Below are 14,250 nucleotides of genomic sequence, written 5' to 3' on the forward strand. Positions count from 1 at the left end.
GGGCTGAGGATGATCGACGCGTACGAGGATCCGGGGACACCCGACTGCCGTGGCGGCTGGCGCTTCCTGTGGTGGCTGGTGCTGCGGCAGCCGGGCCGGTCGCTGTGCGGGGCGCTGCTGGCCAGCGTCTGGATGGTGCTGATGGCGACGGCGCCCTATCTGATGTCCCGGGCGGTCGACGACGGGCTGGTGCCGGGGCACTTGGGCCGGCTGGCCTGGTGGACGCTGGTGCTGTTCCTGGTCGGGGCCGTCAACTCATGGGTGAGCATCATGCGGCACCGCACCATGACGAGGGTGCGGATGGACGCCAACTTCCGCACGGTCAAGGTGGTCGTCGGGCAGGCCGTGCGGCTGGGTGCCGCGCTGCCGAGCCGGGCCGGGGCCGGGGAGGTCGTCACGATCGGTGTCGGCGACGTGCAGACGATCGCCCAGTCCCTGACCGTCGTCGGGCCCGGGGTGGGCGCCGTGGTCGTCTACGCGGTGGTGGCCGGGGTGCTGCTGTCGATCTCGGCGCCGCTGGCCGCGGTGGTCCTGCTCGGGGTGCCGGTGATCGTGCTGGTCGCCGGGCCGCTGACGGTGCGGTTGCAGGGTGAGGAGACCGAGTACCGGGAGCGGCAGGGCGTGCTGACCGCGCGCATCGGCGACCTCGCGGGCGGCCTTCGCGTCCTCAACGGCCTGGGCGGCAAGGGGCTGTTCGCGGACGCCTTCCGGCGGGACTCGCAGCGGCTGCGGGCGCAGGGCTACCGGGTCGGCGCGGTGGCCAGCTGGGTGCAGGCGCTCGGGGTCGGGCTGCCGACGCTGTTCCTCGCGGTGGTGACCTGGCTGGCGGCCCGGCTGGCCGCCCAGGGGCAGCTCACCATCGGCGAGTTGGTCTCGGTGTACGGCTATGTGGCCGTGCTGGTGGGGCCGGTGGCGTTCTTCCTGGAGATGGGCTACCAGCTCAGCCGTGGCGTGGTGGCCGCGCGGCGGGTCGTACGGCTGCTGCGGCTGGAGCCGGAGCCGGACGACGGCACGCTGTCCGCGCCCACGGAACCGGCCGCGCTGCACGACCCCGAGTCGGGGGTGCGAGTGCTGCCGGGACGGCTCACCGCCCTGGTCGGCGCCCGCCCCGCCGACACCGCCGCGGTGGTCGACCGCCTCGGCCGGTACACGCCGTCGGCCGCCACCTGGGGCGAGGTACGGCTCGACGCGGTCCCGCTGGTGGAGGTGCGGTCGCGGATCCTGGTCGCCGACAACGAGGCCGATCTGTTCGCGGGCCCGTTGCGGGAGGTGGTGAGCGGGCACCGGGACCGCGACGACGCCGCCGTCGCGCGGGCGGTGCACGCGGCGGCCGCCGACGACATCGTGCAGGGCCTGCCGGACGGCCTGGACTCGGCGGTGGCCGCCCAGGGCCGCAGCCTCTCCGGGGGCCAGCGGCAGCGGGTGCGGCTGGTGCGGGCGCTGCTGGCCGACCCGGAGGTGCTGCTCGCCGTGGAACCCACCTCGGCGCTGGACGCCCACACGGAGTCCACGGTCGCCCACCGGCTGCGCGCCGCCCGCGTGGGCCGTACGACCGTGGTGACCACCACCTCCCCGCTGGTCCTGGACCGCGCGGACACCGTCCACTACCTGGTCGACGGCAAGGTCGCGGCGAGCGGCACGCACCGGGGGCTGCTGGAGTACGAGCCGGGCTACCGGGCGCTGGTGGCACGGGACACGGAGGAGGTCGTACGGTGACGCAGCCTGCCGCGGGTCAACTGCCCGTCGCCGAACGGGCCGACGTACGCCGGGCGGCCGTCCGCCTGGTGAAGGCCGACCGAGGGGCCTTCGCCGCCGTACTGGCGCTGAACGCGCTGGCCGCCGGGTCCGGTCTGGCCGGGCCGTGGCTGCTCGGGCGGATCGTGGACGAGGTGCGGGCCGGGCACGGGACCGGGGCCGTGGACCGGCTGGCGCTGTGGATCCTGGCGTGTGCGCTGGCGCAGTTGCTGCTGGCCCGCTGGGCCCGGTACGTGGGGCACCGCTTCGGGGAGCGGACCCTGGCCCGGGTCCGTGAGGAGTTCGTCGACCGGGCGCTGGCGCTGCCGGCGTCGGTGGTGGAGCGGGCCGGCGCCGGTGATCTGACCGCGCGCGGCACCGCCGACGTGGGCGCGGTGGGCACCACGCTGCGGGACATCGGGCCCGAGCTGCTGGTCTGCTCGGTGCAGGCGCTGTTCGTGCTGGGCGCGGTGTTCGCGCTCGACCCGCTGCTCGGGCTCTTCGGGGTGCTCGGGCTGACGCCGGTCTGGTTCGCCCTGCGCTGGTATCTGCGCCGGGCCCGGGACGGGTATCTGGCCGAGGGCGCGGCCACCTCGCAGGTCGCGGAGATCCTCGCGGCGACCGCGTCCGGGGCCCGTACGGTGGAGGCGTTCCGGCTCGGGGAGCGGCGGACCGCTGCGAGCCGGGACGCGCTGGAGACGTCCCGCAGGACCCGGCTGTACACGCTGTATCTGCGGAGCGTGTTCTTCCCCGCGGTCGAGGTGTCGTACACGGTGCCGGTGGCCGGGGTGCTGCTGATCGGCGGGGTGCTGCACGCGCACGGGCGGGTGGGCCTGGGTGCGGTGGTGGCGGCCGCGCTGTATCTGCGGCAGTTCACCGAGCCGCTGGACCAGATCCTGATGCGGGTGGAGCAACTCCAGAGCAGCGGGGCCTCGTTCGCCCGGGTGGAGGGGCTGGCGCGGGCCCCGCGGGCGCGGGAGGACGGCGGCTCCCCGGCTCCCTCGGACGACCGGATCGACGTGTGCGGGGTGCGGTACGCCTATGAGCGCGGCGGCGAGGTGCTGCGCGGGGTCGATCTGATGGTGCGGCCCGGGGAGCGGCTGGCCGTGGTGGGTCCCTCCGGCGCGGGCAAGACGACGCTGAGCCGGCTGCTCGCGGGCGTCGACGCGCCGGGCGTGGGCACGGTGACGGTGGGCGGGGTGCCGATCGCCTCGCTGGAGCCGGAACGGCTGCGCCGCCAGGTGGTGCTGGTCACCCAGGAGCACCATGTCTTCCTCGGCACGGTCCGCGACAACCTGCTGATCGCCGAACCGTCGGCCACGGACGAGGAGTTGTGGACGGCGCTGGCGGCGGTGGGCGCCGAGGACTGGGTACGCGACCTGCCGGACGATCTCAACTCCATTCTCGGTACGGGTGGTTGCCCCACGGACGGCTCACAGGCCCAGCAACTCGCCCTCGCCCGGGTGGTGCTGGCCGACCCGCACACCCTGATCCTGGACGAGGCCACGGCCCTGCTGGACCCGACGACCGCCCGGCACACCGAACGCGCCCTGGCCGCCGTACTGGAGGGCCGCACGGTCATCGCCATCGCCCACCGCCTGCACACCGCCCACGACGCCGACCGCGTGGCGGTGATGGAGAACGGCCACCTCACCGAACTGGGCACCCACGAAGCCCTGGTGGCGGCGGGGGGCGCCTACGCGGCCCTGTGGCGAACGTGGCACGGGGACGCCGCGCGGTGAGCGGCCTCAGGAGGGCTTCGCCTCCGCCCATCCGGCGGCGTTCGAGAAGGACTCGTACGAGTAGCGGGTGTCCCGGGCCCACGGCTCGCCGGTGAGGCGTGCGTACGCCGCGTCCGGCACATAGAGCAAGGGCTCCGCCCAGACCAGCCCGGCGGCGTACGACCCGAAGCGGGCCGGGTCCCGGAGGACCGCCTCGTACGGGCCGCGGCCGTCGGCGACGACAGCGGCACGCGTGTACAGGAAGGCGTCCCCGGACAGCCGCTCCCCGAACTCCCGCCGGTCCAGCCGGTACAGCGCCCACGACAGCTGTTCGGCGAATCCGACGACCGCAGCGAGCGGTCCGGCGGACAGGCGGGCCGTGAGGGCCGCCGCCAGTTCTTCCGCGTCGGGATCGGGGGCGCAGGGGCGACAGTCGTCGATCAGCTGCCAGAAGGCGTCCTCGTGCATGCGCCAGCATGACGGACGGCACTGACACTCGGCGCGCGCCCCCGGCCGGTCGCATCCCGGGCCAACGGTCCGCATAGCGAACATGAACATCCGGACAACGGACCATTTCCGGCCAAATTTCTGACGCGGTCCTGACAGATGGCTTGATCCCCTGTCACTCTTCCCACGGCCGACTCACAGCAACCCCACAGCTACATCTGCTCTGCACGAGCCGGCCCCGCACAGGCACATGGTTCCGCGTTACGCCTGTTCTGCCCGGACGCCCCAACCCACCGTCCGGATCTCCCCTGGCCGCGCGACCCGCGGCCATGCAGAAGGAGTCAGTGTTGAGAAGCAGTTCCTCTCGCGGACGCACCTCCCACACCATGCACCGCCGCACCGCAGCCGTCGCCCTCGCGGGCGTCACCGCACTGATCGCCGCCGCCGTCCAGTCCGGCGCAGCCAGCGCCGCACCGGCGTCCCAGGCCCCGTCGGCCAAGGGCAACCCGGCCCACTCGGCGGTCCGGCTCACCCCCTCGCAGCGCGCGGAACTGATCCGCGACGCCGGTGCCGCCAAGGCGGACACCGCCAAGGCGATAGGCCTCGGGTCGAAGGAGCGGCTCGTCGCCCGTGACGTCGTCAAGGACACCGACGGCACCCTCCACACCCGCTACGAGCGCACCTACGCCGGCCTCCCGGTCCTCGGCGGCGACCTGATCGTCGACACCGCGAAGTCGGGTGCGACCCAGCGCGTCATCAAGGCCACGAACGCCACCATCAAGGTCGCCGGTCTCACCCCGGGCGTCACGAAGGCGGCCGCCGAGCGGCAGGCCGTCAAGCGCGCCCAGGCCCTCGGCGGCACCCGGTCCGCAGCCGACAGCTCCCGCAAGGTGATCTGGGCGGCCACCGGCAAGCCCGTGCTCGCCTACGAGACCGTCGTCGGCGGACTGCAGGACGACGGCACCCCGAACCAGCTGCACGTCATCACCGACGCCGCCACCGGCAAGAAGCTCTACGAGTACCAGGGCATCGAGACCGGCGTCGGCAACACGCAGTACAGCGGCCAGGTCACGCTCACCACCACCCAGTCCGGGTCGAACTACACCCTCACCGACGGGGCGCGCGGCGGCCACAAGACGTACAACCTGAACCACGGCACGTCCGGCACCGGCACGCTGTTCTCGCAGTCCAACGACACCTGGGGCAACGGCACCACGTCGAACGCCGCCACGGCGGGCGCGGACGCGCACTACGGCGCCGCCGCCACCTGGGACTTCTACAAGAACACCTTCGGCCGCAGCGGCATCAAGAACGACGGCGTCGGCGCCTACTCGCGCGTCCACTACGGCAACTCGTACGTCAACGCCTTCTGGGACGACAGCTGCTTCTGCATGACGTACGGCGACGGCTCCGGCAACAGCAAGCCACTGACCGCGATCGACGTCGCGGGCCACGAGATGAGCCACGGCGTCACCGCCAACACCGCCCGCCTCAACTACAGCGGCGAGTCCGGCGGCCTCAACGAGGCCACCAGCGACATCATGGGCAGCGGCGTGGAGTTCGCCGCCAACAACAGCTCGGACGTCGGCGACTACCTCATCGGCGAGAAGATCGACATCAACGGCAACGGCACCCCGCTGCGCTACATGGACAAGCCCAGCAAGGACGGCGCGTCCAAGGACAGCTGGTACTCCGGGCTCGGCGGCATCGACGTGCACTACTCGTCGGGCCCCGCGAACCACTTCTTCTACCTGCTGAGCGAGGGCAGCGGCACCAAGGTCATCAACGGCGTCAGCTACAACTCGCCCACGGCGGACGGGCTTCCGGTCACCGGCATCGGCCGGGACAAGGCGCTGCAGATCTGGTACCGGGCGCTGACCACCAAGTGGACGTCCACCACCAACTACGCGGACGCCCGCACCGGCACCCTCGCGGCGGCGGGTGAGCTGTACGGCACCACGAGCACCGAGTACAAGGCGGTGCAGGACGCCTGGGCGGGCGTGGCGGTCGGCTCGCGGTCCGGTGGCGGGGGCGGCGGCGGTACGTCGTACGAGAACACCTCACCCGTGGCGATCCCGGACAACGGGCCCGCGGTCACCTCGAACATCACCGTCTCCGGCCGGAGCGGCAACGCCCCGAACAACCTCCAGGTGACGGTCGACATCTCGCACACCTGGCGCGGTGACCTGGTGATCGACCTGGTCGGCCCGTCGGGCACCGCGTACCGCCTGAAGAACTTCAGCTCGTCCGACTCCGCGGACAACGTGAAGGCGACCTACACGGTCAACGCCTCCTCCGAATCGGCCAATGGCACCTGGAAGTTGAAGGTCCAGGACCAGGCGGCGCAGGACGTCGGAACAATCAACAGCTGGAAGCTGACGTTCCCGTAAACCGCATGTCACCGGCTCGTCGGCAGGGCGCCGTCCGGGAGGTTCGACTCCCCCGGGCGGCGCCCGTTTTACATGGCCGCAACATTTACCGGACAGCCGGTTTTCGGCCAACATCACTTGAGGGTCCTGACATGTACGCGTCCCTGGTGTCACTCTTCCCTCACCCGCCGCACAACAGCACTTCCCACTCCGGTCAGTAACCCCACACTGCCCGGACTCCCCCACGAGAAGGAGCTTGAGTGAGCCCCCTCTACGCGCGTCACAAGCGCACCACTCTGGCCATCGCCACCGCTGTCGCAGCCGGAGCCCTGCTCTCCACCGGGCTGACCACCAGTGCCTCTGCGCAGACCCCGACCGGGTCCGCCTCCGCAAAGCCCCTGGCCGCCGCCCCGACCGCGCTGTCGGCCGCGGCCCGCACCACCCTGGTCCGCCAGGCGCAGGCCGGCGCCGCCGAGACCGCCCGGAGCATAGGCCTCGGCGCCAAGGAGAAGCTGGTCGTCAAGGACGTCGTCAAGGACGTCGACGGCACCGTCCACACCCGCTACGAGCGCACCTACGCGGGCCTTCCGGTGCTCGGTGGCGACCTGGTCGTGCACACGTCCAAGGCGGGCAAGGCCGAGGGCGTCACCAGAGCCACGAAGAGCGCCATCAAGGTGGCGTCGCTCAAGCCGCAGATCGCCGCCGCCAAGGCCGAGAAGCAGGCGCTGACCGCCGCCAAGTCCCTGGGCTCCGCCAAGACCTCGGCCGACGGCGCGCGCAAGGTCATCTGGGCCGGCTCCGGCAAGCCCGTCCTCGCCTACGAGACGATCGTCGGCGGCCTCCAGGACGACGGCACCCCGAACCGGCTGCACGTCATCACCGACGCGGCCACCGGCAAGAAGCTCTTCGAATACCAGGGCATCGAGAACGCCACCGGCACGGGCAAGACGCTGTACTCGGGCACCGTCAGCCTCAACACCAACCTGTCGGGCTCGACGTACCAGCTGTACGACACCACGCGCGGCGGTCACAAGACGTACAACCTGAAGCACACCACCAGCACCGGCACCGGCACGCTGTTCACCGACTCGGACAACGTCTGGGGCACCGGCAGCGCCTCCAGCTCCACCACCGACCAGACCGCGGCCGCCGACGCCGCCTACGGCGCGCAGGAGACCTGGGACTTCTACAAGAGCACCTTCGGCCGCAGCGGCATCAAGAACGACGGTGTCGGCGCCTACTCGCGCGTCCACTACGGCAGCTCGTACGTCAACGCCTTCTGGGACGACGACTGCTTCTGCATGACCTACGGCGACGGCGAGACCAACAACCACCCGCTGACCTCGCTCGACGTGGCCGGCCACGAGATGAGCCACGGCGTCACCGCGAACACCGCGGGCCTGAACTACTCGGGCGAGTCCGGCGGCCTGAACGAGGCGACGTCGGACATCTTCGGCACCGGCGTCGAGTTCTACGCCAACAACAGCTCGGACGTCGGTGACTACCTCATCGGCGAGAAGATCGACATCAACGGCGACGGCAGCCCGCTGCGCTACATGGACAAGCCCAGCAAGGACGGCGGCTCGGCGGACTACTGGTCCTCCTCGGTCGGCAACAAGGACGTCCACTACTCGTCCGGCGTCGCGAACCACTTCTTCTACCTCCTGAGCGAGGGCAGCGGTTCGAAGACGATCAACGGCGTCACCTACAACTCGCCGACCTACAACGGCTCCACCGTCGCCGGCATCGGCCGCGCCAAGGCGCTGCAGATCTGGTACAAGGCGCTGACGACGTACTTCACGTCGACGACCAACTACAAGTCGGCCCGCACGGGGACGCTGAGCGCGGCCTCCGCGCTGTACGGCTCCAGCAGCACCGAGTACAAGGCGGTCGCGGCGGCCTGGTCCGCGGTCAACGTCAGCTAGTCACCACATAGCCGACAGGAGCGGCCCCCGGGACGAAGGCAGCCCCGGGGGCCGTCCTACGCTTGGGACCCATGTCCTTCACCTACGAGCCGGTAGGCGCGACCCGCGAGAACCTCACCGTCTGCCCGCCCGGCTTCCACCCCCTGCACGTGCGCACGCGCATCGGCGAGGGCGAGGAGGTGTTCCGACGGGCGGCCGAGGCGGTCCTCACCTGGGAGATGCACCGCGAGCTGGGCGTCGGCATCGACGCAACCGCCGACCGCGCGGCCCCCGACGTGGACGTCACGGTCACCCTTGCCGGCCTGATCAAGGCCCCCTGCCGCATCATCTGGACGACCGAGGAACCCCGCCGCGCCGGCTGGGCCTACGGCACCCTGACCGGCCACCCCGAATGCGGCGAGGAGGCCTTCGTGGTCGACCGCACGGGAGACGGCACGGTCTGGCTGACGGTGGCCGCGTTCAGCCGGGCCGAGAAGTGGTACGCCAAGGCGGGCGGGGCGGCGACGCGAGGGTTGCAGCACGCTTACGCACGGCGGTGCGGGGTGGTGCTCAGGAGGTTGTGCGCGGAGCCCACCGAGGACTGACCGCCGTCCCGAAGGCACCCCGCGCCGAACCGCGCTCTTCCCCTCGCCCGACACCGCTCACCGCCCAGCTCGACCACGTCGGCCACCTGGCTGTGCGGGCGCCGCGGAACAGTGCCCGCGGCGCCCTGGGGCTCGGCATGTCCTGGGCGGTGAGGATCAGCGTCCCGTACGGGTCCACCCGGTTCAACAGGGGCCGGCCGCTCCTGCCGCAGATCCCGGCGAACACGTCGGAGCCGTCCAGCACGACGTCCAAACTCGTAGTAGTAGACACCGTCGCCGGTCCCACCATCCAGCGCGCGATTGATCATCTCGGACGCGGGTGCCGGAGCTCGTGCGCAGCCAATGGCCCGCCTTCAGGTCGCCGGCGTTCACCCAGGCGTGCAGGTCCGGTACCCAGAAGGGGTGGGTGTCCGATCCGCCGAGCCACATCACTAGCGCATCAGCACTCCCGCGCCCTCCACGGCCTCCTCCGACGGCACCGCGACCAGACCCAACTCGGCACCGGACGCGAGCAGTTGGTGAGCGGGGAGGATGCGGACCGTATAGCCGTAGGGGCCCGTGCGGTCGAGGGACAGCGGGCCCTCGTAGACCCAGCGGCCCTCCAGGTCGGCGCCTCCCGCCGGCTTCAGCGGGACGGTCTCCGCATCGGTGATGCGGTCCTCCGGGTCGACGCGGCCCGAGACCACCTGCACCTCGACGTCGTCCGGGCCGAGTTCGCCGAGGCCGACACGGACCCGCAGCCCCAGCGTCGTGCCCAGCTCCGCCGTGGCCATGGCGGCCGTCGTCTCCACGTGGTCGACCGTCACCCCGTGCCACGCGGCGCGCACCCGGGACTTCCAGCGGGCCAGTTCGCCCGCCGAGTCCGGGGTCAGCGCCCGGTTGGCCTGGGCGGCGGGGGTGTAGAGCCGCTCGACGTACTCCCGGACCATGCGGCCCGCCAACACCTTCGGACCGAGCAGCGTCAGCGTCTGGCGGACCATCTCGATCCAGCGGTCGGGCAGGCCCGCCTGGCCGCTCTCGTAGAAGCGGGGGGTCACCCGCTCTTCGAGGAGGTCGTACAGGGCGGCGGCCTCGATGTCGTCGCGGTGGTCGGGGTCCGTGCCCGCGCCGTCCGCCGTCGGGATCGCCCAGCCGAAGTCCGGCTGGAACCACTCGTCCCACCAGCCGTCCAGGACGGAGAGGTTGAGGCAGCCGTTCAGGGCCGCCTTCATACCGCTCGTCCCGCAGGCCTCCAGCGGACGCAGGGGGTTGTTCAGCCAGATGTCGCAGCCGGGGTAGAGCTTCTGCGCCATCGCCATGCCGTAGTCCGGCAGGAAGACGATGCGGTGGCGGACGCGCGGGTCGTCGGCGAAGCGGACCAGCTCCTGGACGAGCCGCTTGCCGCCGTCGTCCGCGGGGTGCGCCTTGCCCGCGACCACGATCTGGATCGGGCGTTCGGGGTGCAGCAGCAGGTCCATCAGCCGGTCGCGGTCGCGCAGCATGAGGGTCAGGCGCTTGTACGACGGAACCCGGCGGGCGAACCCGATGGTCAGCACGTCCGGGTCCAGGACACCGTCGATCCAGCCCAACTCGGCCGTCCCCGCGCCGCGTTGCCGCCAGGAGGCACGCAGCCGCTCCCGTACCTCCACGACCAGCTGCTCGCGCAGATTACGCCGCAGCTCCCAGATCTCCTGGTCCGGGATGCCCGCGACCACGTCCCAGCGCTCCGCGCCTCCGGCCGACAGCTCGTCCTCGGCGCGCTCGGCACCGAGCTGGCGTGCGCCGAGGCTGAACACCTCAGGGGCGACCCAGGTGGGGGCGTGCACACCGTTGGTGACGGAGGTGATCGGGACTTCGTCGGGGTCGAATCCCGGCCACAGTCCCGAGAACATCTCACGGCTGACGTTCCCGTGCAGCAGGGAGACGCCGTTGGCGCGCTGGGCCAGCCTGAGGCCCATCACGGCCATGTTGAAGAGGTTGGGCTCGCCGCCCGGGTAGGTCTCCATGCCGAGCCGCAGGATGTGCTCGACGTCGATGCCCGGCAGTTCGGCGTCGGGGCCGAAGTGGCGGGCGACCAGCTCCCGGTCGAAGCGGTCGATGCCGGCCGGGACGGGCGTGTGCGTGGTGAACACCGTTCCGGCGCGGACGGCTTCCAGTCCCGCGTCGAAGTCCAGTCCCTGGTCGCATAGTTCGGCGATGCGCTCCAGACCGAGGAAGCCGGCGTGGCCCTCGTTGGTGTGGAAGACCTCGGGCTCCGGGTGACCGGTGAGCCGGCAGTACGTCCGTACGGCCCGCACTCCTCCTATGCCGAGCAGCATCTCCTGCAGCAGCCGGTGCTCGCTGCCGCCGCCGTAGAGCCGGTCGGTGACGCCGCGTTCGCCGAGGTCGTTCTCCTCGACGTCCGAGTCCAGCATCAGCAGCGGCACGCGGCCGACCTGGGCGAGCCAGATCCGGGCGTGCAGCTGCCGGCCGCCGGGCAGCGCGAGGGAGACCTGGGCGGGGGTGCCGTCGGCATCCTTCAGGAGCGCCACCGGCAGCTCGTTGGGGTCGAGCACCGGGTAGTGCTCCTGCTGCCAGCCGTCCCGGGACAGGGTCTGCCGGAAGTAGCCGTGCCGGTAGAGGAGGCCGACCCCGATCAGCGGTACGCCGAGGTCGCTGGCGGCCTTCAGGTGGTCACCGGCGAGGATGCCGAGGCCGCCGGAGTACTGGGGCAGGGCGGCCGTGATGCCGAACTCCGGGGAGAAGTAGGCGACGGCGGCGGGCAGTTCGGCGGACTGGGTCTGGTACCAGCGCTCGCCGGTCACATAGTCGGCCAGGTCGTCCGCGACCGCGGTCAGGCGGCGCAGGAAACGGCGGTCCTCGGCGAGCTCGGCGAGCCGCCCGGGGCGCACACTGCCCAGCAGGCGGACCGGGTCGCCCTCCGAGGCGGCCCAGCGTTCGGGGTCGACGGACTGGAAGAGTTCGCGCGTTTCCGTATGCCAGGACCAGCGCAGATTGCGCGCCAGATCGCTCAGCGGCCGGAGGGGTTCGGGGAGCACGGGACGGACGGTGAACCGGCGGATCGCCTTCACAAGCCACCTCGGCGCGTTCGCTGGATGGACGCACGGCACTGTGCGTCCGGTCACACAGCACCGTACCGGTGTTGCCCTGAGCCCCGCTGGGGCCTTCGCCGTCAAACTCGTCGTCAAACTTCACGCTCGAACTTGATCCTCGAACACCGGAACGACCCAGCGGCGCGAACCGGTGATATGGCCGATTCCACGCACCCAGGCGTCCTTGTGGCGCTCCGCCGCGCACGAGACGCTGCCACTGGAGTTGAGGAGGGGAACTCGGACCATGGCACGGACGCGAACCAGGCGTCTGCGCCGGGCGGGAGGCCTGACCGCGGCCGTCACGGCCGCGGTGCTCTCGGCCGCCACCCTGCCCGCGCACGCCGCACCGGAGGGGAACATACTCGGCGCCGACGAGCCCGGCTCCGTCGGCGGAAGCTATCTGGTGACCCTGAGAAAGGGGATCGAGGCCCCGTCGGACGAGGGAAAGAGCCTCGCCGCGAAGTACGGGGTCGAAATAAGCCACACCTACGGCAGCGTCCTCAACGGCTATGCGGTCAAGGCCAATGAGAGACAGGCCAGGCTGCTCGCGGCCGACTCCCGGGTCGCCTCGGTCGCCCAGGACGGCCGCGTGGCGCTGGACCGCACCCAGAAGAGTCCGCCGTCCTGGGGCCTGGACCGCATCGACCAGCGGAACCTGCCGCTCGACAGGCGCTACGCCTGGCCGGACTCCGGGGGCGCCGGGGTGACGGTGTACGTGATCGACACCGGCATCCGGATCACCCACCGCGACTTCGGCGGACGCGCGAGCTACGGCTGGGACTTCGTCGGCGGCGACCGCAGCGCCGGGGACGGCAACGGGCACGGCACCCATGTCGCCGGGACCATCGCCGGAACACGCTACGGCGTCGCCAAGAAGGCCAAGGTCGTCGCCGTACGCGTGCTGGACGACGCGGGCTCGGGCACCATCGCGCGGGTCATCGCCGGCATCGACTGGGTGACCCGGCACGCGCACCGGCCCGCGGTCGCCAACCTCAGCCTGGGCGGCAGCCACAACGACCAGCTCGACGCCGCCGTACGCGCCTCCATCGCATCCGGCGTCACCTACACGGTGGCGGCGGGCAACGACGGTCTGCCGGCCGGTCTCTACTCGCCCGCGGACGTGCCGGAGGCGATCACCGTCGGCGCCACGGACCGGACGGACACGCGGGTCGCCTTCTCCAACTTCGGTGCCGCGCTGGACCTGTTCGCGCCGGGTGTCTCGATCACCTCGGCGTCCCGGACGAGCGACACCGGGCTGGCGACCTACTCCGGTACGTCGATGGCGGCCCCGCACGCCGCGGGCGCGGCCGCCCTCTATCTGGCCGAACACCGCGGAGCCGGCCCCGCCCAGGTCGCCAAGGCCCTGGTGGGGCGCGCGGCGACCGGCAAGGTGTCGGGGGCGGGACTCGGCTCCCCGGACAAACTCCTGCAGGTTCCGCCGCCGTGATGGCAGAGTGTCGCCGCCGGCCCCGTTCTCACCGGACGGGGCCGGTCCTGTGCGAAGACATACGCGTGAGTAGTTAACAAAGTGCCGGATTGCTCACCCGAATAGGGTGGGAAGGCTCCTCCGGTACACCCCGCAGAAGCACCACGGACACACCCGCAGGACCCACCTCCCCACATCCATCCGCCCACACCCACGTTGACGCGGACAGGAGCGGTCATGCCCGCCAAGCACCACTCGTCAGTACCCCCGACAAGCAGCAGGAACCGCTCGAAGGGCACTGCCGGCGCGGCCGCCGGCGCAGCGGCCGCCCTGCCCCCGCCCGTACGCCCGGCCGACTCCGGCCCCCCGTCGCGGGAGCGGTCCTCCGCGGGCGGGACCACCGTGACCGGCCGCATACCCGTCCTCGACGTCCGCCCGGTCGTCCAGCGCGGATCCAGGCCCGCCAAGGCGGTCACTGGAGAGACGTTCGAGGTTTCGGCCACGGTCTTCCGAGAGGGACACGACGCCGTGGCCGCCAATGTCGTAGTGCGGGACCCCGAGGGCCGCCCCGGCCCGTGGACGCCGATGCGTGAACTCGCCCCGGGCACCGACCGCTGGGGCGCGGACGTCACCGTCGGCGAGCCCGGTCGCTGGACGTACACGGTGGAGGCGTGGGGAGATCCGGTCACCACCTGGCGCCACCACGCGCAGATCAAGATCCCGGCGGGGATGGACACCGAACTGGTGCTGGAGGAGGGTGCCCGGCTGTACGAGCGGGCGGCCGCCGCGGTGCCGAAGCACGACGGGCAACGGGACGTCCTGCTCACCGCGGTGGACGCCCTGCGGGACGAGGGCCGGCCGGCCGCCTGGCGCCTTGCGGCGGCGTTGGCGCCGGAGGTGGACGGGGTGCTGGCGCGGTATCCGCTGCGGGAGCTGGTGACCGCGTCGGAGCCGATGCCGCTGCTGGTGGAGC

Annotated in this window: 9 protein-coding genes; 7 read left to right on the plus strand and 2 right to left on the minus strand. The window is 71.8% G+C overall.

Annotation, left to right across the window (positions count from 1 at the left end; genetic code table 11):
• The first annotated feature begins 9 nt into the window (after nt 1-9).
• A complete protein-coding gene (locus tag AB0I54_RS41830; RefSeq protein WP_363301602.1) occupies nt 10-1,716 on the plus strand; it encodes an ABC transporter ATP-binding protein in 1,707 nt (568 codons plus the stop codon).
• Complete coding sequence (locus tag AB0I54_RS41835; protein ID WP_363301603.1) at nt 1,713-3,476, plus strand: ABC transporter ATP-binding protein; 1,764 nt, start codon at nt 1,713-1,715, stop codon at nt 3,474-3,476. The genes AB0I54_RS41830 and AB0I54_RS41835 overlap by 4 nt, the downstream gene beginning before the upstream one ends.
• 6 nt (nt 3,477-3,482) lie before the next feature.
• Here the strand turns inward: AB0I54_RS41835 and AB0I54_RS41840 are convergent, their stop codons facing one another.
• Nucleotides 3,483-3,923: a DUF4240 domain-containing protein gene (locus AB0I54_RS41840; RefSeq protein WP_363301604.1), complete on the minus strand. Its 441-nt coding sequence runs from the start codon at nt 3,921-3,923 to the stop codon at nt 3,483-3,485.
• A gap of 326 nt (nt 3,924-4,249) precedes the next feature.
• On the opposite strand from AB0I54_RS41840, the gene AB0I54_RS41845 reads away from it, so the two are divergent.
• The 3 genes from AB0I54_RS41845 (at nt 4,250) to AB0I54_RS41855 (ending at nt 8,780) form a co-directional block, all read left to right on the plus strand.
• Nucleotides 4,250-6,292, plus strand: a complete 2,043-nt coding sequence (locus tag AB0I54_RS41845) for a M4 family metallopeptidase (RefSeq protein WP_363301605.1) — start codon at nt 4,250-4,252, stop codon at nt 6,290-6,292.
• A gap of 239 nt (nt 6,293-6,531) precedes the next feature.
• Entirely contained in the window at nt 6,532-8,196 is a 1,665-nt protein-coding gene (locus AB0I54_RS41850) for a M4 family metallopeptidase (protein WP_363301606.1), read from the plus strand.
• A 71-nt stretch (nt 8,197-8,267) separates the two neighbouring features.
• Nucleotides 8,268-8,780, plus strand: a complete 513-nt coding sequence (locus AB0I54_RS41855) for a DUF1990 domain-containing protein (protein WP_363301607.1) — start codon at nt 8,268-8,270, stop codon at nt 8,778-8,780.
• A 431-nt stretch (nt 8,781-9,211) separates the two neighbouring features.
• Here AB0I54_RS41855 and AB0I54_RS41860 read toward each other — a convergent pair whose 3' ends face one another.
• Nucleotides 9,212-11,830 carry a glycosyltransferase family 1 protein gene (locus AB0I54_RS41860; protein WP_363301608.1) on the minus strand — a complete coding sequence of 873 codons (2,619 nt, stop codon included), beginning with the start codon at nt 11,828-11,830 and terminating at the stop codon, nt 9,212-9,214.
• A 265-nt stretch (nt 11,831-12,095) separates the two neighbouring features.
• Here AB0I54_RS41860 and AB0I54_RS41865 point away from each other — a divergent pair, with 265 nt between their 5' ends.
• Both AB0I54_RS41865 and AB0I54_RS41870 read left to right on the plus strand, forming a co-directional pair.
• The gene (locus AB0I54_RS41865; protein WP_363301609.1) at nt 12,096-13,298 is read left to right on the plus strand and encodes a S8 family peptidase; all 1,203 of its coding nucleotides are present in this window, start codon (nt 12,096-12,098) and stop codon (nt 13,296-13,298) included.
• Between the two features lie 216 nt (nt 13,299-13,514).
• Nucleotides 13,515-14,250: maltotransferase domain-containing protein (locus tag AB0I54_RS41870; RefSeq protein WP_363301610.1), on the plus strand; the 736-nt coding region annotated here is incomplete at its 3' end.

Source organism: Streptomyces sp. NPDC050625, from assembly GCF_040654755.1.
Lineage (GTDB): Bacteria > Actinomycetota > Actinomycetes > Streptomycetales > Streptomycetaceae > Streptomyces.

Coding starts and splice junctions, on each gene's coding strand:
- AB0I54_RS41840 (WP_363301604.1), bottom strand. CDS start 3,923: ATGCACGAGGACGCCTTCTGGCAGCTGATCGACGACTGTCGCCCCTGC.
- AB0I54_RS41830 (WP_363301602.1), top strand. CDS start 10: ATGATCGACGCGTACGAGGATCCGGGGACACCCGACTGCCGTGGCGGC.
- AB0I54_RS41865 (WP_363301609.1), top strand. CDS start 12,096: ATGGCACGGACGCGAACCAGGCGTCTGCGCCGGGCGGGAGGCCTGACC.
- AB0I54_RS41855 (WP_363301607.1), top strand. CDS start 8,268: ATGTCCTTCACCTACGAGCCGGTAGGCGCGACCCGCGAGAACCTCACC.